Genomic DNA, 25,225 nt, shown 5'->3' with positions numbered 1-25,225 from the left:
CAATAAATATGACGAACAGAAAAACCTTAGCAATTTGAAGGATAGATGTAGGAATAAAAATGATCTTTAGCCGAGTACTCAATTTTAAAGATAAAACATACGTTATAGCGACCCCATTATCGTTGCTGACCCTCGTTTATTTCTTTCGATATGGCTTCTCTACCACAGATTTGATCGTCGGGTTAGTGCTCACGGTTGCCGCTTTTTCCATGAATAATCAAAGGTTCCGCTTTGCTATTCCGTATGTGATGTATGGGTTCGTTGCTTTGCATATACATCAGGCTTATGGTGATGTGATGCTGCACTTCGAAGTCTTCATTTTGCTAGGGCTAATGGTCTTATATAACGACTGGTTGATGGTGTTGCATACTCTAGTCGCAGCAGCAATTCATCACGTTGGATTCTTCATGCTTCAAAACTCTGGTGTGCCAATATACATATTTCCGCAAGGCGGGAGCCTTAATATGGTAATAGAGCATTGTTTGTACGCCGTCTTCCAAGCTAGCATCACGATGTATGCATCGTTGAATCTTGCGCAAAGTATACGCAGGACTGAATACGTCACTCAATCTGTTGAGAAGTTGGTTCAGGAAGACAAGTTGCATTTAAATATCCCCCTTGAAAAGGGTGATGATTTCTATAATCGTTTCAATAGTTTAGTTACCCAGTTGCAAGGTATGGTCGCAACGCAAAAACAAGCGATACACAGCCTGCAAAATGTGTCTGGAAATTTTTCGAACAACATTATCACTGTTGATCGAGAGGTTTCTCAAAATGCTGAAAACGCGGAAATGGTAGCCGCGGCGATCGAAGAACTAGGTCATTCATTTCACAGTATGTCTGCAACGGCTCAAACGTGTAATGATACAACCCAGTGCGCAAGTGATTTTAGCGCTAATGCGTTAGAAAAATCTTCAAATTGCCGTGTGACGCTCGAGTCACTAAGAGCGACAGTGCATGAAACCCAGGAAAATGTTGTTAACGTCACTAAAGATACTGAAAGCATTCATAATATTTTAGAGACGATTACAGGGATTTCTGAGCAAACTAATCTCCTAGCACTCAACGCTTCTATAGAAGCGGCTCGAGCAGGTGAAGCTGGTAGAGGGTTTGCTGTGGTTGCCGATGAGGTTCGACAGTTGGCTACTCGAACAAACGCGAGCGTAGAAGAAATTAATCAGTCATTATCCGTACTAGATAAGAACATTAAATTGTCCACGAAGAATATCGTTAATGTTATCGATTATTCTGATGAGGTGTACCGATCTGTTAACGATATTATTGATGCGACGCAGCAAGTGTCGATTAATGTTGAAGATGTGAATAAGCAAATGTATCAAGTAGCTAATGCTGTCGGTGAGCAGTCTATGACATTGGACCAAATAACAGAGACTATGTCGGGGGTTAACCGCTCATCAAGTATCATAGCGCAGCAGTCAGAGAGCCAAAAACTATCTATTGACGAACTGACACAATCAATTGATGAGTTGAATCAGACAAGTGAACGCTTTATCTCCTAAAAATGTGGATTAAACTCGTAGGTGTTTTCATTTTCTTAGCCATTGGTTTCATGCTGCCTGAAATTTTTAAGCTGGATAAAAAAATGGAATTTGTTTCAGAAGTAACAGGTATCGAGTTTATCAACTGTGTTCTGGAGGATAATCATTGTGATGCCGGTGACTATCATTTAGCGCTTATTGATGGAGCGTTCGAGGCACTCGAACTTACTTCATTTTCATTGAAAAAAGGTGGAAGCGACATTGATGGGGAGATCTTGGTGACTTCAGATGACAAGCAGTTTGGAACTTTACGAAGTCAAAGAAATTCTCAGACTTTTGAAGTGCTTATCCCATACTGTAGCAATAGCATAATGAAGGTGATAGTGATTGATCTCGATAGTAAAGTAGGTGTTGTTATTAATCACTTGAACTAATACGCCTAAGCTAAAAGCGGCCCCTTTCTTTGAGGGGCGCTCGTACATCTATTCCAGCTTAAGGATTATTATTAATCCATTCGAGTAATAAAGGTTTGTTCGTCATCCACAAAAGCAACAAAGCTGCCGTGATAGATAAACACTCGACCACGTCCCTCAACAATACACGCAAGTTGTGGGTTCAGGTCTTCTTCATTGTCCGGCCTCTGATAGGTACCTGTATCTGTGATCACGCCTTTTAGCGTGGGTAAATATCCATAAGCACGCTTAGCTTGGTCAATTAAGCTCAACTCGCTGGTGGTAGAAAAGTAAGAGGGAATCGGACCAGCTTCTTCTATAAATAGAGGCTTAAGCTCTTCAAAAGCGGTAATCACTAACCAGTCGATGTCGTTAACACGGTGGATAAACATGAGTTGTTTCTCGGTAATTCTGATGCGCAGAGTGTAACACTATCAAGATAGAAGATTGTAGAGCTCTGTTTGTTAAGGCTGATGCCTATAATCAGAAAACCCCAGTAAAAATGCTGGGGTTAGTTTTATTCGTAGAGCTAGTCTAAATGAAGCTTCCCTGAGTGATATTTCAATCCATCTTCTATATCTTGCCCAAGTAACACTGGTCCATCTAAGTCGACGATTTCAGCCCTTGTCGCGATTGGTAATGCGGCTTTCATGGCTACTGATGTGCCTAGCATGCAGCCAACCATGATCGTAAAACCTTGCTCTCTAGCTTGCTGTTCTAGCAACAGTGCTTCTGTTAAACCGCCAGTTTTATCGAGCTTAATGTTGATCATTTCGTATAGACCGGATAACTCAGCTAACTCGCTTCGGGTATGACAGCTCTCATCTGCACAGAGTGGAATAGGGTGGGCGATGTTTGCCAGCGATTGATCTTCTCCTGACGGGAGCGGCTGTTCAATCATAGCTATGTTGTATGGGGCGAGCTGCACAAATAGAGAGGCAAGATCTAACGATTGCCACGCCTCGTTGGCATCGAGAATGATTTTGCAGTCTGGAGCAGCTGCTCTCACGGCTGCCACCCGCTCAATAACATCATCTGCATCCAGCTTTACCTTTAGCAAAGTCGCGCCTTGTTCGACATATTGCTTTGCTTGTCGAGCCATCGTCTCAGCATTACCGACAGACACAGTCATTGCCGTTTCAATCGAGCTATTGATATCGAAGTGTGGGGAAGGGAATGTCTTACCCTCTATTTTGCCAAGTAAATCCCATAAGGCGCAGTCGAGAGCGTTACGCGCAGCGCCGGCTGGCTTGGTTTGTAACTGTTGCTTCGCCGCTTTAGGCTTGAGTCTGTGTAGATCTTCAATCCAACTGTTAATTTGTTCGATCACCGAATCAACACTCTCACCATACCTTGGGTAGGGGGTACATTCGCCAATGCCTTGGTTATCGTCAAAAGAGACAGTGACTCTTACGGTGTGACAGTGAGTTCGTGCTCCTCGTGATATGACAAAAGGAGTGGCAAGTTCGATGCTGTGCGGTTGAGCGTCTATCTTGATCATCGTTTATTTTCATCCATTAGCGTTTAAAGATGCCAATAGGCGTTGGGTTAGTTCTGAAAACAGATACTCATCTTCTACTAACTCCTCACCTTTGGTGAATATTGAAACAACGTAAGAATCTTGTTTGTTCAGAGTGATATAAGCGGTTTCATGTTTCACAGATGATGTCCAACCCGCTTTACTCCAGTAGTTAGCATTTTCAGGTAGAGCACCTCCGATAAAGGGAGTAACTTGGTCAAAGCCATCTGCAGCGAATCGGTTGTCTCCATTGTTTTTGGAAAGCAGTTGCTTTATTTGCTGTTGATATTCGGGCTGAAAGGTATTTTCTTCAAAAATACTCGCCATCATTTGAGCGCAGGCAAAGGGGGAGACCAGATTTCCACCAAGCACCTCTCTCGCTTGTTTATCTCTGCCATAAGGGCTTTCATCGAAAGTAGAGTGATAGAGCTGATATTGATCTTGAGGAATGTTCGGGGAGTGGGTCGCTAACCATTTCTGGACAGTTTTTCGTTTCTCCAACCATGGTTGCAGTTTTGCTTCCTTTAGCTTTGCTCCCGTTGAAGTGTCACAAAGACGGTTCAGAATATAACCCGTTGCATCATTTGAAGACTGAGCAACCATGTTATGGATTGCGCGCCAATCTTCATCATCGGCTTCAAGTTCTCGGTTTTGCACCTTGTCATAGAAGCAAGCTAAGTAGAACAACTTACATACACTTGCAGGATAGAAACTAAAATCACTATTAATCGATACAATCGGTTTGTCCGGAGTATGGGCACTGGCGAGGTAGAGCCCGATATTGTCAGCTTCGAATTCCTCCCTATAGGTGTCAAAGTCGGTGTTATTTTCAGGTAATACGGTGTTATTTTGCATTAAATCGGTCACGATTTACCTATTACTTTTGTAGCAACTCAACCATCGGTAAAAGATAGTCTTCGATGGCTTCATCATTGGAAATGGGTGGGAATTCGACGGTCACGCACGGAATCGTTTGCTCTTTACACCAAGTGCCAAACGATCCTGGAGTGTCGTAGCCTACGTCTTCGACCAGAGGTAAGTTAAACTTACTCGCAAGCCAGTGGGCAAGTTCGGTTTTGTCAGGGTCATCAACACAGGCGAGTGGGTCGTGAAAGCTGACAATAAACTCTGGCTTTCTCTCGTTTATTAGCTCGATTAAGTGAGTCACTTCTGGCTCTCTGGGAAACTCTGAGCCAGTGCTGACTTTCACGTCTCTGACGTCACTATTGGTACTCCATCGGTAGACCTCATCACTAGAATTCCAATTTGTGGTTGGAAAAGCGCGGTTTAAGTCGACTTGGTTGGCGTTTGCACGCGTGCCTAGTTGGTTTCCATCAGGGTTGACTGAAATCACAACATCGTGTTTTAACGTTCCAGCTTGAATAGAGCGAATCGCGCAAGAGAGTGCCACCATGGAAGCTGTTTCATCGCCGTGAGTACCGGCGATGATAAGCCCTCTATTTTCCTCACCCGTTTGGGCGGGAAAATAGAGTAATGGGGCACCTAATACGGATTGTCCATATTTGACTGGATTGACTTCGAAAGAGGCGCGTTCAGAGCGCGTACGTAATTGCTTCATATCCATCGAGGTAATCTTCTCAAATAACGAGTCACACCGACATTAGTCTGCAATACGATACAAGTCTTTTGAGTAGATACGTCCCTCTACGTTATTGGTTGGGAAGCCACCTACATTTGGACGAACTAAGCGAGCTTGCATGTAGTAGTAAATCGGTGCGATTGGCATGTCTTTACTTAGGATAGCCTCTGATTCGTCGTAGTACTTAAATCTTTCCGATTCTGAAGTCGCACTTAGCGCATTTTCAATCGCTTTGTCGTAGCTATCGCTCTTATAGAACGCGTAGTTACCATCGCTGTCTGATGTTAACAGAGTCAGGAAGGTTGAAGCCTCGTTGTAGTCACCACACCAAGAAGTACGGATCACGTCAAACTCACCCGCTCTGCGCGCAACTAGGTATGACTTCCATTCTTGGTTCTCTAGTTCTACTTTTGCCCCTAAGTTCTTGCTGAACATCGAAGCAATACCAACCGCAATCGCTTTGTTGTTTTCACTGGTGTTGTATAGAAGCTTCATATTCAGTGGATTTTCTGGACCATACCCCGCCTCTGCTAATAGCTCGCGAGCCTTTTCATCACGCTGTTGTTGAGTCCAACTCGCGTATTCAGGTTGTGTTGCTTCAAAGCCTGCAATGTACTTGTGAGTAAAGGTATAAGCCGGAATATTACCTACTTGAGTAATACCATCGGTGATGATGTCACGCATCATAGTGTACGACGCTGCTTTACGAACACGCTCATCGTTAAACGGTGCTTTGGTTGTGTTGAAGGCGTAATAGTAGGTACAAAGTAGTGGGACAACCTTGTACGCATCGGCTTGTTCTTTTTGCAGCTTAGGCGCTAGCTGAGTAGGTACATCTGACGTGATGTCAACTTCACCCGAACTGTAGCGAGTCATCGCGGCAGTTTGGTTTTCGAACGGGATGTAAGTCACTGCATTGAGAACAGTGTCATTCGCATCCCAGTATTGATTGTTTCTCTTGAGCTCAATACGCTCATTGACCACCCACTTATCTAGGGTAAATGCACCATTAGAAACGATGTGGTCCGGGGATACCCACTTGCTGCCGTGTTCTTCTACTATTGATTTAGGTACCGGCATCATCGAAGTGTGGCCTGTCATCGCCACAAAGTAGGGGACTTTGCTTTCTAGCTTATATTCAAGGGTGTAATCATCCAGCGCTTTTACACCAATAGTATCGACAGGCTTTTCTCCATCAATGATCGCATCGATGTTTTCAATTTTTGTCAGTTTAAGATACCAACCGTTTGCAGAGGCAAAGTTCGGATCAATGGCGCGCTTTAAGCTGTACACAAAGTCGTGCGCCGTAACGGGTTCACCGTTAGACCATTTAGCATCTTGTCTTAGTTTGAATACGAACGTCTGGTTGTCAGACGTTTCCCAAGAGGTCGCGACACCTGGAATCACGTTGCCATCTTTGTCTTGAATCACTAAGCCTTCGAAGATGTCTCGAATAACATGCATCTCTGGTAAACCTTCGGCATTGGCCGGATCGAGAGTTGCGACTTCAGCATCATTACCGCGAACGATGTGTTGTTCGTCAGCAAGCGTTACATTGTCTGGAATTGTTGCGGCAGTTGCTGGCAGGCAAGCGATTACCAAGCTAGCAAGAAGAGATTTTTGGAAGCTGTTGTTTTTGGAAAAAGAGTTGTTAAAACGATTGCTTTTAAACATCCTTGTGAACCTTTTTATTTAGCCAATCTGCTGTATCAATGAGCAAGCAAATCTAGGTGTTAATCCATTAAATTAGTGACTCTGTTTATTGTTGAAAGTGGGCTGATAAGAATTCTATCAACCATCCAATCAACGTTATTAGCTTTGTAGAGTCGAAAGTTAGATTACATTAGTTGTAGATATTAAAAAAGTTGGATATGCAGACAAGACGATAAAAATGTAATGAGTATCAGTTAATTAGGGGGCGGTGGAAGCTATTACTCTCTTGGCGTGAAATGGTCAGTGTTACAAGAACAACCGCAATAAGAATGAGTTAATAAAGATTAGCTATTATCAGATTTTCAGAAATGTGCTTTTTGACTCACTCAAATGCTTAACTTTTGATTCAATTAAATAAAATTTTAAGTATATCAAAGCTTGACTACTGTATGAGTAGTATTATGGTCCATAGTTGCATATTCATATTTGTTAAATTGGCCCCGTACAAGTTTAGCTTGTTTCAATAATTTGATAGTATGCGGTTCTATAAATTACGTCCACTTAATCAATGTTTTAAGAGAAATAGCCTTGAATTTAGCACACGCCCTCAGCATTCTCTCCAAGTCTTCACCTTATGCGGTAAGTACAGAAAGAGAGCAAAATCAAGATCTTCTGGCTGACTATAAGAGCCATGTATATATCACTACTGATATTGAAGTTGATTTTAAACAGGAGCTATTGTCTTCTCACAGCAACGATATCATTTTCTTGTGTGGTAGTAGTGGTGACGGTAAGTCTGAGATCCTGACTCAATACAGCCAGAAGCACAAAGCGACACATGAGTTTCATCTTGATGCGACACACAGCTTTAATCCAAATCAAACCGCAATTAATGCGTTGGATGAGCGATTCTCACAGTTCAAAGGAAATGAAAAGCCACTTGTTGTTGGCATTAATATCGGAATGTTAGGCAACTATGCTGAGGAAGGTGCTGAGAAACATGACGATATTAAAGTTTCTATAAAAGCGTTCTTGGAAAACAAAACGGACGATATTCCAACGAACCACATTTTCTTAGATTTCGAGCAATACCCGAAATTTACGCTGGGCCATGAAGTTAGCACTTCTGACTTTGCAGCTAAGTTTCTAGCTCGCTTGACTGAGTCAACGCTAGATAACCCCTTTTACGCACTGTATGACAGTGAAGTGCAAAAACTAGGTCATAGCAAGCTCACGGCAAACTATGCTTTGCTGGGGCTGGAATCTGTGCAAAAGAATATTATTTCTTTGTTACTGAAAGCTCGCTTAATCAAAGATCAGTTCCTAACGGCGCGAGCGCTATTGGACTTTGTTTACCAGATCTTAGCGGGCGATGATTACCTGTTCGACAACCTATTCTCTGGCTCAGATAACGAGCTTTTAGAGCATATTCAAAGCTTTGATCCAAGCAATATCCACACTCGCAAAGTAGATGAGTTTGTTCTTCAGTTTGGTTTGGGTATTGAAGATGACGGTTTTACAAAACTGAAAGATCAGGTGAAAGCACAGGGTGTATTTGATGTGCTCACCGCAGCTTCATACTTGCGCATGGTTTACCTGTTGAAAGACGAAGAGCAATTTGCGAATGGCTACATCAATGAGCTGAAAGCAGACTTTGATAACTCTTTGGTTGAGCAATACGCAAACATCTGGCTACTTCATAGCGAGTTTTCTGGAAAGCAGAAAAAAGAACTGAATAAGTTTTATAAAGACACTCTCATTGCGGCTGTACACCGCTATTGTAACCGCAATTCGCCATCACTTGATAAAGACCAGTTCTTTATATCTGAATACAACGGCTTTAAAACAGCGGCTGAACTTGAAGTGAAACCTGATTTCTCATCGATTAAAACCCAAGAGGTGAGCAAGATTGGCTCATTTAACGCTCATATTCGAGTTGATGATCATTCACTTCTGCCAATGCCGATAAGTATTAACTTGTTGGAGTTATTGGATAAAATCAACCAAGGGTACCGTCCGAACAAGCATGACAAAAATGCCGTACTTTTGTTGGATGAAGTAATAGAGCAGATCATCACGGTAGCGAACGAAAAGAATACTCTGTTTATTCTGAAAAACGACAAACGCTACAAGATCGTGAATGAAGATGATGAATATTTCGAAGTGAGTGGCTTATAAAATGACAATGGACAATTACACCCAACCATTTAATCAATCGCTGCCACAAACTGCGGAAGGCGTGCCGAATAAAAACAGCCTAACCAGCTACTTACCTATTCGAACTAAAGGCAATGATTTTGATTTTGATGCTGTCATCGGTTTGGTTTTGCGCGGGCTTCTGCGTAAAAAGGTTGAAGGTTATAGCTACGAACAGTTTGTAGCCGATTGCCAAAGTGCGTTTGAAGAAAAGCTTGGTGAAGAAGAGTTTTGGCAAGTGCTAAAAGAGATGTATTTTGAAAACAAAGACATCTTTACTGTGAGCCCTGAACTCCTTCTGTTCCGTGCTCAAAAAGGTGAATTTGCAGCAGGTGATTCACGTGTTGCTTCTATGTACACCAATTTACTTCAGAACATGCGTGTAGAAGAATTTGATGCCAAATTAAACTTTATTGAACGTGAAATGCTTTCTACGCTTCGCGGAAAAATGAAGTCTGACTCGTCATTGCAAGCGAGCGAGAAACCGTATCTACCTTATCTTTCGAAAGCATTCCGTGACGACCTGAAATTCTTGGCAAGTCGCCCTAAGTATCTGCTTAGTGAAATTGAGTCGTTCTTGTCTTTTTATGGTTTCGCATACACCGCGCAGCTGAGTTTAGCGATAACTGATTGGCGTAGTGGTCAAGAGCCAGTGGCTAAGCCTTTATATTTCATTATGGATCATGAGCGTGCCAGTAACGAACGCACCCATATAAAGAATCATGGTTATAAGTTGTTTAATGAGTCAGCCACTCGACTGTTGCCTATGCTGATGATGCTCGAGCTGCTTCAACCGGGGGCTGGTGATAAAAGCGCGATAAAAGTACCTCTGTGGGAAATATCGAAGGGTATTCAAGAGTCGAAGTCGACGCATTTAAAAGAACAACTAGAAAACTTTGCCAGAGCGTTTAAGTCACAGCGTAATCTAGACACAGCTCTAGATGAATCAGAACTGGCGCTCGACTGGCTCGGTAACATAATGAAGCTCGCATCCGCACAGTTTAGCTTTGGTGAGCGTTTCAATATCAACAAGAAGTATGTGTCAGAAGTAGAGAAGTACTTAGCGTCTCACTTCATTCAAAGTCGAGGCCGCAGCGGTCGAGTATTAGTGCTCAACCAAGACTACATCATCTTATTGACCAACCTTGTTGTTGGAGAAAAGGACAAACTCCGTTTCCACGAACTGATCACAGCCTTTGAGCAACGTGGGATTTTCGTTGATAAACAAACAGAACAAGAACTAATTAAATTCTATGAGCGCATTGGTAACGTAGAGCGCATGAGTGATAGTGGAGACGCAGTTTATGTCCGTAAAACAATTTGAGACCTTTCTAGTAGAGCAGTTTTTAGCGGATGCTGAAACACACATTAAGGCAGGTTTCCGTTATCAGTTTAAGTCGCCAGATAATGAAAATAGCATGCGCTTGTATGAGGCGATGACGGCTCATTCTGAAAACAGTATTGATGCGACTAACGATATCAAATTGCCATTCATTGAACTTTCAGGCTGTAAAATCGTGCCTGTGATTCATAGCGAAAACCCAGCAGAGTTCGAAGGCTTTACTGAAAACTACATCTCTCATCTACGTGATGAAGTGGCGAGTCAATCTGGCTACTTAAAAGGCTGCGCGCTAGTTGTGATCCACAATAGCTTGCTGGACACCTTGATAAACTCTGCAGAAGACTTAGCTCAAGTGGGGCAGGTTTGGAGCGCATCAAAGATCAAAGCCGCAATGAAAGGATTAATTGATCAGCAAGACAAAGGGCGCGATGTGTCAAATTGCCTGCTTGATGATCAATTCGATGCCATTTTAGAAGATGGCGCAACCATGTTTGGTTTCGAGTCTCTATACAAAGCCGTTGAAGACGGTGACTTGCGCTTCAATGAATTGGGTATGTTTGAAGATCCTCTTGTCGCTGAAATGAGCGGCAATCCTAAGCAAATTAAAAAACGCCTAGAAGACAACCGTGCACTTTACGAAGAACTCTCTTTTGAGGTTGAACACTTTGGTGGTCAGCTTCAAGACCGCTTGAAATCATTCGGCGAGAAGTTTATTAAGGAGAATTTCTCAGAAACGGATGCATGGAAAGACGTTGAGCTCGAAGCATTCCTACAAGAGAAAAAGCGCAATGCTCAGCAGCAGCTAGTTCTTGAAGAAGAGCAGGCTTGCGACGGTATGACCATCACGGCTCGTAACCGTGCAGAGACCAAAGCGGGCATGCGTGACCGCCACTTAATCATCGAGTTAGATGAAGATGTAAATGAGTTTGAACTGAAGCTGATCTTCCAAGGTGCGAGTAATCTTGAGAAAAGCCAATTCAAAATTCAGCCTGCAAAAGCGCTCAACAACGAGGAAGTGATTACCACACTTAACGGTCTAAAAACGACACGAGCTAGCTTAAAAGGTACCTATAAGCACGAGCCATTGTTTTTTAACTTGGCTTTGAAGCGCGAAAACAAATCTGAGGTTTATAACTTCCGTTGTTTAGTGGTTCGTAAAGGCGAGTTCTATATTGAGCCATTTAAAAACATCTTCTTGGTAGAGCCTGCACCAGCGAAGCAGCGTTTAACCTTGAACATGGAAGAGAACAAACTGAAAATCAGAGACAGTGAAGGCAGCGCATGTTCACTGCTTGATGCCAAGCAGGTTGTCGATGCTGCAGATTACGCCTTCGTGGATTTTGAAGCACTTGCCAATGAAGCTGACGAAATAGATTTTGCCGTTAAATCAGGTGATAACCAGCTTAAGTTTAATGTTGAAGGTGCAGTAGCGACTGATTCATTGAGTTTGCCTTTACTGCTTAATAGAGGTCGTTATCACAAGCTTTTCAAAGATGAATATAACGGCGAGTTTTATTCTCAAAAAGGCAAAGTGGGTATCGATAATAGTGAGTTCGTTGTACCAGGTGTTCGTTTAAAGCTGCTTCGTTGGGAAGAAGAGTTCATCAACCAAAAAGTTGTTTCTATTGCTGACTTGGGTGCGCTTAAGCTTGATGACCTGCAAGCGATTGATGAGGCTATTCACTCTTCTTATGTTGAGCTTTTTGATTACCTTGAGCAGCGCCGTAGTACGCCATCGTTGGCGTCTTGGGGCGATGAGTTTACAACACTCGTCCAAAATACAGTTGATGCTTGCTTAGCGTACTTTGAAGCAATCCCAACGGGTAGCATGTTGACAAAAGAACAAAAATCAGCGCTGAAAATCGGATTGGTTCAATCTGAAGATGAAGAGTACTACTCGCCTTTCCATCCGCTGATTTTGGCTTATTACCTCAACCTAAGAGGTGCGATTCGTGATGATAAGAGCTTTGCTCAGCTTCCTGATGTTACCTTTGAACGCTTGTCGCCAAAAGGTTTGCTGCCATATGTTTACCATCCTAAACATGAGTTTTCCTACAACCAGCAGGTGAAAGAGAACGCGTTTTGGATCAAGAGCGTGCCTCAAGAGAAAAGTTCTCTTACGTTCGTTCGTAAGCTGGTAAAAGAGAAAATCGATGAGTTCCAAACTGCATTCAGCCAACTATTCACTGGTTCTGAGAAGAGCATTATCGTTAATGCGGTGAATCAAGACAGTGCTGAAGAGCTGTTTATGGGGCTGGTGGATTACATCCGTAGCAATCAAGAGCAGTCAGCATCAATTCACATTAACCTGTATGACGATAAACTGGCGTTCAATGCGTTTGACCGATTCGCAGAAACAGCCAATTACGATGAACTAAAAGAGTGGTTAGAGCTTAACAAGGGTAAAGTGCGTGAGGTTGCCGATACTATTATCGATATCCTTCGTACTCGTCTAACGTACAGTAAGTTCACGAATGCGCAGGCTGAAAAAGATGGCCAGTCTTACGCGCACCTTTCTTTCTTCCGTAATAACGACAAGGTTGATTGTTCAGATATTGCGATAGAAGACATGGCATCAGGCATTGCATGTGATGGCCTGCTAACGGGTGATGCTTCTGAAAGTAAATCAGGTTCGTACTTTACGGGCTTTGGCTTGAAAGGTACGGACTACCAAGACCACCCACACTTAATGATGGCGAAGTATGTTGGCGCTCTATTGAAGCCAGCACTCAAATCGAACACTCAATATCACGGTGCAAATGCAGTTGCCTTAGCAGTCAGTGAGGACTTTAAAGGCTTACTTGAACGTTCATACGATAGCTCTATCTGGACGACCATTATTGACCCTAAAGTGACCTTAGACTTCTTCCACAGTAATGAAGACGTAGTATTGATTCACTATTCAGATCAGTACACCAGCTCTTCTAGCTACGATGCAATCACTGTTACTGCTCAGCGCGGTTTGTTTGAAAAAGTCATCAAGCAAGGTGATGGTGGCCAAATCAATGAGTTCAACGCGTTCAACGGTGATTGGCTGTTGAAAATGATGACTTGCGCGCCAACCATCAATAAAGAGCGCAAAGGCGTGATTGGTGCCTACAAGTTTGTGACTAGCCTAGTCCATGGTTCAGACATTACGTGGGTGCCGCTGTCTGTTGCCGAGATGATTCGAGTATCGGGTAATATTGGTCTGAAGATGTCTGACAGCGAGTTCTCCCGTAACGTTCAAGGTTACAAGAAAGGCGAAATTTCTGACGATGTATTGCTGGTTGGTTTCAAAGACCAAGACATGTACTTGCTACCTGTCGAAGTGAAAACGGGCTCGGTGCCGAATTACAACAAAGCCGTTAAACAATCAAAAGAGCTATTGCGTTACTTAAGCCAAGACTTACTTGGCAACAAAGACTTAGCGAGCAAGTTATACCGTGGTTTGTTCATGCGCCAAGTTTTGATGCAAGTTGATAAGTATCGTTTATACAAGGTGTTCGCTGATGATTACTTCGACACTTTGCTGGCAAACAAAGAAGAGTGGCTAAGAGGTGATTATTCACTGGGCCAAATCGCAGATTACCCAGAAGGCTTTGTGGTTAGCCACCTTGAAGGGGCTGGCTGTTTACAACCTGACTACCAAATGCTGGAAGGGGTGTTAAAAGTTGATCTACCAATGGGGCTACTTCCTGGCTTGGTGGAAACTCCGCTGCAAGAAGTGTTGAACGAATTAGATGTAGTGAAACTTTGCCACGTGCCAAGTGAGTATGTGCTAAATGGTGAAACTCGGTTAGAACAACTCCCTGAAGCTGAATCACAGCCTGTAGTGGTGGGATCTGATGAGGTTGAGACTACAGAATCAGCGCAGCCTGAACAGCCTGCTGTTGAAGAGCAAGTAGTGCCAGCAGTTGAGCCTATGAAGGTTGAGGTTAACAGTAACCTAAACGTGCTATTTGGCCACAATGCGCTAACACGAGCACCACTGAACTGGGAGCCAACCAATACTGCCAAATTCATGAATACCAATACCGGTATTATCGGCACCATGGGTACGGGTAAAACTCAGTTTACCAAGTCGGTGATCACTCAGCTTTACCGCAACCAAGCTGACAACGTAAACGGTGCGCCTATTGGTATGCTTATTTTCGACTATAAATCCGATTATGTAGACGATAAGTTCCAACAAGCGACTGCAGGTAAGAAGTTCAACCTTCACAAACTGCCGTACAACCCATTGAGCTTGTTTGGTGATACGCCAATGTTGCCAGTACATACCGCGCGTGGTTTCTCTGAAACCATGGGTAAAGCGTTTGGCCTAGGGCAAAAACAACAACTGCGTTTGCGTAAGCTAGTAGGTGAAGCGTATGAGTTAGCGGGTATCCGCAAAGCAGATCCAAGCACTTGGTCAAAGCCAGCCCCGACAATCTCACAAGTATGGGACTTGTTCATTGAAACAGACCCAGATGAAGATTCATTATATGCGGCACTTGAGAGCCTGTACGAGCTAGAAATTTTTGAAGACGACAACACCAAGTGCATGAGCCTTTATGACTTGGTGGATGGCATCACAGTGGTTGAACTAGCGGGTTACCCATCAGAGATCCAAAACCTTGTAGTTGCACTTACGTTAGACCTTTTCTACTCACAGATGCAGAAGAAGGGTAAGCCAGAAGTGCAGGGCGATTTCCGTCAAATTACTAAGATGATCTTGGTGGATGAAGCCGACAACTTTATGTCTCAGAACTTCCCAAGCTTACGTAAGATCTTGAAGGAAGGTCGTGAATATGGGGTAGGTGTGATTCTTTCTACGCAAGATATCACCCACTTCCAAACTGGTGAAAACGACTACTCAAGCTACGTACTTACATGGGTAATTCACCGCGTCGCGAAGATTCGCCCACAAGAGCTGAAAGCCATGTTTGGTGTCAATGAAAAAGCTGAGCAAGAGAAGCTGATGGAAACCATCAATAAGCTAGAGAAACACTACAGCTTATACATTGATGGAGCGAAGAAAATACTCCCAATGAGAGACCGGGCATTCTGGGAGATCATCCAATAGTATTTGCTACCAAACTTTTTGTTAAATTAGAGTACAAAATATAATAGTAGGTTGAAAAATGACATTTGTAGAAAGGAAACAAAACGCTGACCGCATATGTGAAGGTATCTCAAAGATTGGATACACTTTTCACGCTGCAATTGAGGATCTTGTCGATAATTCGATTGCAGCGGAAGCTACACATATTGATATTGTTTTGGAACTTACCGACGGAGCAACAACGAGAGAAAAAAGCAAAGTTATCTCAGTTCGCGTAATTGATAATGGAATAGGTATGGATGAACTTGGCTTAGAGAAAGCTCTAGACCTCGGTTCTGATGTAATATACAAGAAAAATAGTTTGTCAAAATATGGCTTTGGCCTGAAGAGTGCCGGTTTCTCTCTTGGGCGACGGGTAAGTGTTTACTCTAAGCAAAAGGGTATATATAGCAATCGTCATTATGTCGATCGAGACATTATAAAAGATAAGGGTGTGTATGGAGCTTGTATAGAATCGATAGATTCTAATGATAGCTTTTTAAGTAATTATGAAAACGGCACAGTAGTCGAAATTACTAAAATCAATACACCTCATGACTCTGCCAACAAGACACTTAAGCATTTAAGAGAAAGGCTCGGTGTTTTGTACTGCGAGTTAATAAAGGAACATGGAATTAAATTAAATATCATATGTAACAACGGTATAGAAGCCGTTAAACCGAGAGATATCTTGTCTTGGGATGACTGTACAGGCACTTTTGACCCAGATCAGTACGATGGTATTACGCCTAAGTTGGCGTTGGATAGAGAGATTGAGATATCTGGGGCTCCATCTATAAAAGTAAGAGCAGTTATCTTCCCTAAAGATTCAATGAAGAAAAATGCAGCTTTTTCAGAAGATGAAAGAAGTGCAATAAAATCTTATGAGATAAGTAGAAAGAATAGCGGTTTCTTTATTTTTAGAAATGGAAGACTAATTAAATGGGGGGATGGTCTGGGAATATCAAGCCGAGATGACATTAACTTCCGAGCTACGATTTCACTGGAAACTGCACATGATGAAGTCTTACATGTTGATGTTTCAAAGCAGAACCTTGAATTATCCGAGCAGTTTTTAGATAGTTTGCAACTTGCATGTAGGGTTCCATTATCACAAGCTGAATCAGCGAGAGCGCTATGTGGTATCATCGAAGGGCGAAACGGTGAAAAAGAGGGGAAGAAGACGAATGATACACTAGAGGTATTTTCAGAAGAAGACCCTGATATAGACTATTCACCAGTTAATAAAGAAGAGCAAAAAGCTCGTCGTAAAAAGAATAATGAAGAGTCAAAAAAAAATGAAAATGAAGGTGGTTCTTATGAAAGTAATGAGGCACCGAAAGATAATAAAATCAATGATTCCGATGATGGATCTTTTAAAAAAATAAGATATACAGATGCAATATTTAAAAGTGTGATATTTAAGTCTGAATACGATGAAGTTGAAGGTGTTTATATTCGAATTAATAAAAATCACCTATTCTATCAGCTTATATTGTCATCTTTACCTGAAGGAGATAAAACAAGAGTGGCTATAGAAGGGCTACTTTATTCCCTGGCTTTAGGTGAGAAAAAGACAGAAGAAAACTTACATGATTTAGAGCACGCAGATATCTTGAAAGTATTCGAGAAGTACCACCGCGTTGCTTCATATAACATGGAAAACTGGGCGTCAGGTAATCAGGATATATTTAACTAGTGGAAGTTATTTGTCTATTTGATGGGCCTGTCAAAGGCCCATATGTTTATATTATTCAATATAAAGAATACGTTTATATTGGAGAAACACAGGGCCATCCAGTAAAACGATTTTCCGATCATTTGTCTAACAAAACAAATTTTTCTCCTAGACTTAAATATTTTGAAGATGAATGGGAGCTTGGGAGTGTGCGCTTTTACTCTATATATGTAGGTGGGATTGTTTCCTCTTTAGTTAAAAGATACTCTTCTAAGTCAATTACTCAGGCTGTAGAACATACCTTTCATTGCTACTTCTCTGAGAAGCCATCTTTGTGTGGTGGTCGGTTCTATATTTTATCTGACACTGAAAAAACAGCGCCAAGAAAGTTTTATGCTTGGGGTGAAATTGAAGACTATGTATCAAGAATAATCCCTGAACTCAAAAAATATATAGTTTGAATATAATGCACCACGTTAAAGAATTAACAGTATGGTGCATATAATATAATTATAGTGAAATTAAGTAGTCTATAGATCTGCTATTTCCAGATAAGTATGATACCCCACGGTGAAGATGAAGCTTAAAGTGATAATTGAGTTCATCTTCATCTATTTCCCCAAAGTCGGTCTTTATTCTCTGACGCAGTATCGCTAAATAGATATCTGAAAATTCACCACCAAATACTTTCCATGTCATTTCAACATTACTATTAGTAACGATGTCTTCATGTGGTGGGATACTTTCCTCTTTCAAGGAAAGCATTAATGCCCAACGACAAAGTACGTTCCAGTTATCGATTTTGGTGTTCTTTTTTACTGTGATAAGTTGCCCTTTGGCTTTTTCTGATAAGCGAACGGTTTCAATGCTCATACTGACTCTCCAAAGTAGCCTTTAGTAATAGTTGATGTTTTGACTGCCTCTTCATAGCTAATGTGATATTCCTTCGCTACTGAAGGTTTTAGTTTTTTGTAGTACTGTCCAGCGATCTCTTCATCGGTTGATAGGAGAATGACTTGACCAGCAGCCTCTGGGAAATAGTTTTCAACAAGTTTTGTTCTATGCTTACCATCTAGTCGTCCCATAGGGGTGTCGATGATAGTTGGAATTTCTTTTCCTGATGCTTCCGCCAATGCCCAAAGAATAGCCACAGATAATAGTTGGCGTTCACCTGCAGAAAGACGTTTAGTATCTAAAGCTAAGCCGTCTAAGCCTAAAAGAGTTAAGTTAAACGTTTCTGGGTTAATCTTAACTTTTGCGACCAGTTCAGATTTTCTCTCTAGAGAATCAAACTTACTTTTAATACGCTTTTCTAATGTCGCAATGTTTTCTTTAATAAGTTGCGCTTTGAATGCATCCACAATGCCTTTCATTTCGACGAGATGTTCGGCGACTTGTTCGTTGCGTTTACCTTCAAAGTCTTCAGCATTTTGTTGGATCAAAGTAGCATCTAGACGTGCTTCATTCTCATTTATTTGAGTTTTACATAAAGCCATCTCTTCCATGAGAGAGTCTAAGGTTGTTTTCGAATGAGCAATAGACGCTTCAATTCTACCTTTTTCCTTAATCTGTTCTTTAACAGATTCTGAATCTGGAACAGCATCAAGCTTTTTGTCTAATAGAGCTAGAGTTTCTTGTAGCTCTTTTTTCTGCTTTATTAGTTCCTCACACTCTGTTTTATCTGATTCTATTGCGGTTTCGGCAAAGTCAAATATTACAGGGTTAGTGTTTAGATACTTTTCTTGGCTTAAGCTATCCTTAGACTCTTTCCATATAGAGTTTAGTAACTGGTCCACTTGCGCAGCAACATCGTTAGTAGCTGTAGCTTTTAAGCGTTTAACTAGTTCGTCATTATTTGCTTTGATATGCTTTTGTGCATTATCAAAACCAGTAACCTCATCCTCTAATAGAGCTTGCTGTTTTGTCTCTTGCAGTAAAGTTTGAGCAAGAGACAACGGCATAGCCCCCGCAGCCAGCTTGATAAGGTTGTGATCAATTGCTTCTAATTGGGAAGTAATTGCTCTTCGGTCAAGTTGAATGTCGTTAACATCGTCCAGCAAGTTAGCACCAGAGGTTTGCATTTGAATTTCGATGTCTTTTAGTTGGTCTGTTAGAACGTTCTCTTCATCTAGCATGTTCTGAATATTTTTCTCGATACCCAGAAGGTTGTTATCTAGAAGTTCTTTTCTTTGCTTGAGCTCTTCAACTTTTTTAATCGCAGTGCTATCTAAGTTACGCTCTTGACGACGACGCTTTTGGCTATTTAGATCCTTGGATAGTTGAGTGAAGAGTTCTAACCCAAGGAGAGCTTCAATACCTGTTTTTAGTAGTTGTGCAGAGCGAACTGGATCTGCTAAGTCTTCAATCTTTTCGCCGTCAAAAAAGAACAGCTCTGACATGCTTTGAGGAATAAATTCGGATACGAAGTCGTTCCAATTATCCGTTAACAGTTTATCAAGTTCTCCATTAACTAGAACTTGAACTTTGTCCGTGATTTCTTTGTTAGCAGTAGCCTCCCATGAGCGAATGACTTCGTATCGCTTGGTCTGGGTTCTTTGAGTATGTCGGAAAGACAAGGCTACAGAGGCGGACTTGTTCTCACTGTATCTATTGACTGCTTGCTTTAGATAGTCGCTGTACGACAATTTGCCACGATTAGAACATTTCGCGTTTTTCCCGTATAGCGCTAGCTGAAGAGAGTCTAGAAACGTCGTTTTTCCTCCACCATTCAACCCTCCAAATAAAACAACAGGTTTAGTGTGGTCTGTGACATTAAGATCTACGATATGTTCGCCTTGGTAGATACCAAAGTTGTTGAGCGTTACTTGTTCAAAAATCACTATTTGTCTCCCGTTGCAATTAAGTTGTCGGCAGACAATAGTTTGTTATTACGGTTATTCATTTCGAGGGTTTCTTGAGCTTTGCGATCTAGTAGAGCAAAAGATTTATCAATTTGATAAATATAATATTCGTATAGTTTAGTTAGGCCATTTACTAATTTAATTTCTAATGTGAATGCTTCGTCAGCTTGGTGGCTATCTGAAGTTAGCTCAACGTAATAAGCTTTGTATTTCTTTACTTTACTTATCTCTTTCTTAGCATCCAGAATCTGAAGGTTTGAAGCTAGATTCTTTAAGAACTCATGTTCATGTCCAACAGTTTGAAGGCGATTCAGTTTAACGAGTGCTTCATTTTTCACTTTGTCTAACGCAAAGCGACGAGCATGATCGATGCTCTCAAATGCACCCTTGTCGATAGCAGACTCTAAGTCATCTGAAATTTTAGCTCTTCTCAGTTGGTGCTTATATCTATCTTCAATAGAAAGCAGCGTTCTAAGCTGTTGGTACTTAAGTTCGTCAGGGTCGTCATGTTTTGCACAAAACTCTTTGAGTTGGCTAAGAATCTTGTGGTTAACAACGGGGCTATAAGCTCTAGGCGCACCGTCATATTTCTTTCCTGTGACCTCTTGATAGATTAGAGGAACGTTGTCTTCCGCCTCATTTTTTTCATCAACCCAAATACGGCGAATCTCTTCTAGATCATCAAGTGTTAGAAGCTCTAGATTTTTAACATCAGATGGTCCGCACTCTCTAACTTCCATCTGAGCTTGCAGAACTTTACGAAGCATTGATTCCCTGAAGGTCTGTTTATAAGGACCACGAACAATATCAGCAGGTAAATTTTCGTACTTAAAATCGGTGTTATCTTCATATTGAGCTAACAACTCAAACATATCCTCACTATCAGCCAGATCTTTTTGTTCGCTGAACTCTTTCATGCTGATATGAACGGTAAGGCTACCATTCATTCTTCTAAAGTCGCGATTGTGTTTATCTCTCGCGATTTTATTGGCTTTAGCGTCTTTGTTAGAGTCATTGATGTCTATCTCATTGCGCAGAGCAAGCAGTGGTAACATCCACTCTTTTTCTTCGTCATTAGCAATCATTGCTGCCATAGACTTATCTTCCCCTACCATAGTGCATACGTAACAACCAAAACGGCTGTCACCACAACTTGGAGTAGACTTATCAACGACAAGAGGACATTCACCACCGTCAGTAGCACCTTGGTACATACCTAAGAGGTCTGTGTTTCTATAACCCCAAGGGTTTTTCTGTTGGGTTAGAAAAGACCAAACATCATCATTTGTCCAATCTTCCACGGGTGTATATACCCATACGCGATCAAGCTGAGTATTTACGTTTAATCCATCATCTTTACGAGTATTGTCTGAGCGGTTTTCTATGTTCTCCATACTCGCAGCGCGAACTGTGCTCTCATGTTTACGAGTACCTAGTACTAAAATCGCTTCGCCGTTCTTTTTAACAACATCCTGAATAAATGTGTTTGAAGGGCTGATCTTTAATCGATCTGTACACCAACGGAACTTATAGCGTGGTGCAGGGTAACCTTTACCAATTAAGTTAACCCAGAACCTGTCTTCAGTTTTTGGTGTAAGACGATGAGGATGAATAGGCAGTTCTTGTTCATCAACTGCTTTCTGCATTTGTTTAAGAGAACGATCAACCCAAAGAGCTACGATTGGATTTTCGACTAATGTGTCGGTGCTAATGACGTGAACAGGCTTAGTCGCTTTTCCTTCTTCTTTCAGTTCGGATACTGCATTCCAAACAATTTGAAGTATGGCTGTTGAATCTTTACCGCCGCTATAACCTATAACCCAAGGAATATCATCCTTTTGGTAAAGTTCTTTTGTTTTGGCAACTAAGCGTTGGATTGTTTCTTTGAACCCAAGCTCGTTAAATGCAGAATAACGTGCTTGTTGAGTATTTACTGTCATAATTTAATTTACCCGGGGGCTTACTTGTTTCGCTTCGCTTGGTTGAATTTGTCTTCTTCAGCTTTTTCTTTCGAGCTTAGAGGTATAGATAAATAGTGCTTGATCCTATTTGCTGTCAGTTTCATAGCAACGGAGGAGTTCCTCATTGCACCATTGACAACACATCGACCTTCCCAGTCTTTTTTATTACTTCGTGACCAATCAATATCTTTGAGCGATTCGGTTGTCTTTTTCCATGAAGGATCGTGATTTAGTAGCCAATTGCCTACGATGCCTAATGCTTGGAAAGTAACGGAGTATGCATGAATGGATTCTTCTCTTACTTCACCGCCTGAGACTTGCTCTTTATAGACAAGTTTCCAAGCCGGTATCATATCGACTAAATGTTCCCAAAACTCGCGAGCAATTGTTGCCTGCTTTTCGTATGAACTTTCGTCAATTACATCGAATAGTTCTTTCGTCGCTTTGTTTAGCGCACTGTGGCTTACCAGTTTCTTAGATCGTTTGCCTAAGTTGCTGTTTTCCATGTGTATTAGTTTAGAAAGTACTTTGCTCTCGAATACGACGTTTTTAGATAGAAGTGCATCGGGTTTTCCATCGTAAGTAATACTTAAAGAGCTATCGGTTTTTACGGGGTATAAGTTTAGATCTTTGAAGATTTTTTGTCTTTCAGGTAAAGACTTTCCAACAAAGAATACAACTGAAATGTTCTCTTCGCCAAGTGATGGATCCTGCTTCAAAGCTTCTTGAATTGCGGCATTACGATGCTGACCGTCAGTAATGTAAACTTCAGCATCGTCATCAATAGTTAATGTGCCTATTTTCTGTTGATGCTTACCTGGCCCGATTGGAACAAAGCCTGTTTCACCGTCAATGCATGCAGTTAAAGCTGAAAATACATAACTATCTCGGTTCTCAAGGATATAGTTGCTTATTTCAGGGATTCGTTCCGGGTTTAATATCCTTTGAGCACGTTCATTTACAGGGAGTGTACTTTCATCAAATGTAAATATGCGCTTAAGCCTTTTTAGGGGGCACATCACCGTGTAGAATTCAGTATCTGCTTGTATGCCTTTTATGGCTGGGAATGAAGTTCCCGAAATTACATCAGTCATATCATTATCTATTTATTGGTGTTTTTACGAACAATGAGATTTGTTCGTACGAACAATGGCGTGTACTATACGCTACTCAGATTCCAATGTCTCCCACTTTGTTAAGGCTTTCCAATGACTACATATCTAGACTGCAACGCAACAACTCCAATAGCACCAGAGGCCGCTGAAATTGTTAGTAAATATATGTTCGAAGAGTACGGAAATGCAGGAAGTCGAACTCATGAATTTGGTGTAAGGGCAAAGCAAGCTACTGAGTTAGCAAGGCAACAAGTTGCGGATGTTGTTGGAGCTGGGAAGAATGAGGTGATTTTCACTAGTGGTGCAACTGAAAGCAATAATATTGCTATTTTAGGTCTGAAGTCATGGGCAAATAGCCAAAACAAAAAACACATCATAACCACTAAAATTGAGCATAAAGCGGTTTTAGAACCATTTGAAGTTCTTCAAAAAGAAGGGTTCGATGTTACCTATTTAGATTGCGACGAATCTGGACTGGTATCGAAAGAGTCATTAGCAGAGTCCTTGAGAGACGATACTTGTTTAGTGAGCATTATGCATGTCAACAATGAAACTGGTTCTATTCAGGACATTTCCGGGTATTGTGAAGTTTTAGAAAACCACACTGCATATTTCCATGTGGACGCTGCACAAGGTTTTGGGAAGTACAGTGAACCTTTAAAACATAGCCGTGTTGATATGATGAGTATAAGTGGTCATAAGTTGTATGGCCCGAAAGGTATTGGAGCTCTTATTGTTAAGCGCCGAGGCTTTAAAAAGGTTCCTCTACAACCATTGATGTTTGGTGGCGGGCAAGAGCGAGGTTTGAGGCCGGGAACGCTACCTGTCGCATTAGTTGCAGGGCTTGGTGAAGCATGTTCTTTATCTCAAAAGTATTCAGATGCTTGGTCGCAACATTGCCAATCTTTAAAAGATAAAGCTTTGAGTGCTTTATCTGAGATTGGAATAGAGGTTAATGGAAAAAATACTGCACCACATGTACTTAATTTTTCTATTCCAGAAGTTAACTCTGAGGCTGCTATGGTTGCTTTAAAGGGTATTGTTGCTGTTTCAAATGGTTCTGCTTGTACTTCTTCAAGCTACACACCTAGTCATGTTCTAACTGCTATGGGGCTGGATGAAGATCGTATCGATAGTGCGATTCGTATGTCTTGGTGTTATCAAACAAAAGAGTTACCATTAGCGGAAATTATTGAAAAGATTAAACAATACTTGTAGTGATGAAAATTTATGAAGCTGCTATAGCGGCATTAAACTCTCTCCAAAAACCAGCAACTGCATCTGAAGTTTATGAAGCGATTGTTGATGAGCAGTTATATGTTTTTGGGGCAAAGAAGCCGGTTGAAGTTCTTCGCGTGACAATGGATAAACACACTAAGAACAAAGCGTTTACAAAAATGAATGCTGAAAGGTATTTTTATAAGCATACAAACGGAAAGTATGAGCTTTTGGATGAGTACCGCAAGTTTTCAGTAGGTTATGAAGTAAAAGAACCTTCTCCTGAAGAAATTCAAAGCGATGATTGTGCTGAGCAAATTTTTGAGTTGGCTGCACAACAAAAAGAGAAGTGTAAAGCTGAAATCCTTTCTTACCTAAGGGCTTTAACTCCAAGTGAATTTGAAGAGTTCAGTGAGTTGTTTTTAAACCGGTATGGCTTTAAAAGTATGAATGTTACCTCTGTTGGTAGAGATGGTGGGATTGATGTGAAAGGAGCTTTGAAAATTGGCATTGCAGAGATGAGAGTTGCAGCTCAATGTAAACGGTATGCTGAAAACAGTAAAGTTGGCCGTCCGGATGTTTCTCAGTTTCGAGGCGACATTACCGGTGAGTACGAGCAAGGAATTTTTATAACGACGAGCAGCTTTACAAAAGAAGCCCAAGAGGTTTCATTCAAGCCAGGTTGCGTTCCTATCGTTCTAATTGATGGTGAACAATTAGCGGAAACAATTATTGAAAAAGGCATCGGTATTCAAAAGCAACAAGTTGAGATTTATGACTTTGATGCTGACCTTATGAGACTGTCTTAAATTCTGTGTAACTGTCTAAACTTAAAGCCGTAATGGCTAAGGATAGGCACATGGATAAGAAAGCACTTGAAGCTTTTGCTAAAGAAGCTGCAAAGGGAATTAAAACTCCCGAAGACTTAACTGAATTCAGTCAGATGCTCAAAAAGATCACTGTTGAGGCTGCTCTCAACGCTGAAATGGATGAGCATCTTGGCTATGAAAAACACCAACCTTCTAAATCCAATAACAGCCGAAATGGAAAGAGTTCCAAGAGTGTA

At 41.4% G+C, this 25,225-nt stretch carries 19 protein-coding genes; 10 read left to right on the top strand and 9 right to left on the bottom strand.

What is annotated here, in order from left to right; all coding sequences use genetic code 11:
- Positions 1–59 precede the first annotated feature (59 nt).
- Positions 60–1,520 carry a methyl-accepting chemotaxis protein gene (locus DPF91_RS09780; protein ID WP_117234247.1) on the top strand — a complete coding sequence of 487 codons (1,461 nt, stop codon included), beginning with the start codon at positions 60–62 and terminating at the stop codon, positions 1,518–1,520.
- Positions 1,521–1,522: 2 nt separating this feature from the next.
- Positions 1,523–1,933 (top strand): hypothetical protein, encoded by a 411-nt coding sequence (locus DPF91_RS09775; protein WP_117234246.1) that lies wholly within the window; start codon positions 1,523–1,525, stop codon positions 1,931–1,933.
- 71 nt (positions 1,934–2,004) lie between these two features.
- Here DPF91_RS09775 and DPF91_RS09770 read toward each other — a convergent pair whose 3' ends face one another.
- The 5 genes from DPF91_RS09770 to DPF91_RS09750 all read right to left on the bottom strand — a co-directional run bounded on the left by DPF91_RS09770 (position 2,005) and on the right by DPF91_RS09750 (position 6,744).
- A complete protein-coding gene (locus DPF91_RS09770) occupies positions 2,005–2,343 on the bottom strand; it encodes a cytosolic protein (RefSeq protein WP_117234245.1) in 339 nt (112 codons plus the stop codon).
- A 137-nt stretch (positions 2,344–2,480) separates the two neighbouring features.
- Positions 2,481–3,449: an N-acetyl-D-Glu racemase DgcA gene (gene dgcA / locus DPF91_RS09765; RefSeq protein WP_117234544.1), complete on the bottom strand. Its 969-nt coding sequence runs from the start codon at positions 3,447–3,449 to the stop codon at positions 2,481–2,483.
- 12 nt (positions 3,450–3,461) lie between these two features.
- The gene (locus DPF91_RS09760; protein ID WP_123766761.1) at positions 3,462–4,337 is read right to left on the bottom strand and encodes a serine hydrolase; all 876 of its coding nucleotides are present in this window, start codon (positions 4,335–4,337) and stop codon (positions 3,462–3,464) included.
- Between the two features lie 10 nt (positions 4,338–4,347).
- Positions 4,348–5,049, bottom strand: coding sequence for a murein tripeptide amidase MpaA (mpaA, locus tag DPF91_RS09755; protein ID WP_117234543.1), 702 nt, complete (start codon positions 5,047–5,049; stop codon positions 4,348–4,350).
- A gap of 42 nt (positions 5,050–5,091) precedes the next feature.
- Positions 5,092–6,744: an ABC transporter substrate-binding protein gene (locus DPF91_RS09750; RefSeq protein WP_117234243.1), complete on the bottom strand. Its 1,653-nt coding sequence runs from the start codon at positions 6,742–6,744 to the stop codon at positions 5,092–5,094.
- Positions 6,745–7,311: 567 nt separating this feature from the next.
- Between DPF91_RS09750 and dptF the strand changes: the two genes are divergently transcribed.
- Genes dptF through DPF91_RS09725 form a run of 5 tightly spaced genes read left to right on the top strand, consistent with a single transcriptional unit; the run spans position 7,312 to position 17,465 of the window.
- A complete protein-coding gene (gene dptF, locus DPF91_RS09745; protein WP_117234242.1) occupies positions 7,312–8,901 on the top strand; it encodes a DNA phosphorothioation-dependent restriction protein DptF in 1,590 nt (529 codons plus the stop codon).
- Between the two features lies 1 nt (position 8,902).
- Positions 8,903–10,243 carry a DNA phosphorothioation-dependent restriction protein DptG gene (gene dptG, locus DPF91_RS09740; protein WP_117234241.1) on the top strand — a complete coding sequence of 447 codons (1,341 nt, stop codon included), beginning with the start codon at positions 8,903–8,905 and terminating at the stop codon, positions 10,241–10,243.
- Complete coding sequence (gene dptH, locus DPF91_RS09735; RefSeq protein WP_117234240.1) at positions 10,224–15,308, top strand: DNA phosphorothioation-dependent restriction protein DptH; 5,085 nt, start codon at positions 10,224–10,226, stop codon at positions 15,306–15,308. Before dptG ends, dptH begins: the two co-directional genes overlap by 20 nt.
- Before the next feature lie 58 nt (positions 15,309–15,366).
- Entirely contained in the window at positions 15,367–17,025 is a 1,659-nt protein-coding gene (locus DPF91_RS09730; RefSeq protein WP_117234239.1) for an ATP-binding protein, read from the top strand.
- On the top strand, positions 17,025–17,465 hold the full coding sequence (locus DPF91_RS09725) for a GIY-YIG nuclease family protein (protein ID WP_117234238.1): 441 nt from the start codon (positions 17,025–17,027) through the stop codon (positions 17,463–17,465). The genes DPF91_RS09730 and DPF91_RS09725 overlap by 1 nt, the downstream gene beginning before the upstream one ends.
- Before the next feature lie 49 nt (positions 17,466–17,514).
- On the opposite strand, the gene dndE is transcribed toward DPF91_RS09725, so the two are convergent.
- Genes dndE through dndB form a run of 4 tightly spaced genes read right to left on the bottom strand, consistent with a single transcriptional unit; the run spans position 17,515 to position 22,920 of the window.
- Positions 17,515–17,877 carry a DNA sulfur modification protein DndE gene (dndE, locus tag DPF91_RS09720; RefSeq protein ID WP_117234237.1) on the bottom strand — a complete coding sequence of 121 codons (363 nt, stop codon included), beginning with the start codon at positions 17,875–17,877 and terminating at the stop codon, positions 17,515–17,517.
- Positions 17,874–19,844, bottom strand: a complete 1,971-nt coding sequence (gene dndD, locus DPF91_RS09715; protein ID WP_117234236.1) for a DNA sulfur modification protein DndD — start codon at positions 19,842–19,844, stop codon at positions 17,874–17,876. The genes dndE and dndD overlap by 4 nt, the downstream gene beginning before the upstream one ends.
- The gene (dndC, locus tag DPF91_RS09710; RefSeq protein WP_117234235.1) at positions 19,844–21,805 is read right to left on the bottom strand and encodes a DNA phosphorothioation system sulfurtransferase DndC; all 1,962 of its coding nucleotides are present in this window, start codon (positions 21,803–21,805) and stop codon (positions 19,844–19,846) included. Before dndC ends, dndD begins: the two co-directional genes overlap by 1 nt.
- Positions 21,806–21,825: 20 nt before the next feature.
- Positions 21,826–22,920 carry a DNA sulfur modification protein DndB gene (dndB, locus tag DPF91_RS09705; RefSeq protein WP_117234234.1) on the bottom strand — a complete coding sequence of 365 codons (1,095 nt, stop codon included), beginning with the start codon at positions 22,918–22,920 and terminating at the stop codon, positions 21,826–21,828.
- Positions 22,921–23,034: 114 nt separating this feature from the next.
- Here dndB and dndA point away from each other — a divergent pair, with 114 nt between their 5' ends.
- The 3 genes from dndA to DPF91_RS09690 form a co-directional block, all read left to right on the top strand.
- On the top strand, positions 23,035–24,159 hold the full coding sequence (gene dndA, locus DPF91_RS09700; RefSeq protein ID WP_117234233.1) for a cysteine desulfurase DndA: 1,125 nt from the start codon (positions 23,035–23,037) through the stop codon (positions 24,157–24,159).
- A 2-nt stretch (positions 24,160–24,161) separates the two neighbouring features.
- Positions 24,162–24,968, top strand: coding sequence for a restriction endonuclease (locus tag DPF91_RS09695; RefSeq protein WP_117234232.1), 807 nt, complete (start codon positions 24,162–24,164; stop codon positions 24,966–24,968).
- Positions 24,969–25,018: 50 nt separating this feature from the next.
- On the top strand, positions 25,019–25,225 hold a 207-nt coding region (locus tag DPF91_RS09690), incomplete at its 3' end, for a transposase (RefSeq protein WP_206355536.1).

The organism is Vibrio maerlii (genome assembly GCF_003415655.1).
GTDB lineage: Bacteria > Pseudomonadota > Gammaproteobacteria > Enterobacterales > Vibrionaceae > Vibrio > Vibrio maerlii.
The sequence above is the reverse complement of the archived record's forward strand: the minus strand, read 5'-3'. Positions and strand labels throughout refer to the sequence as shown.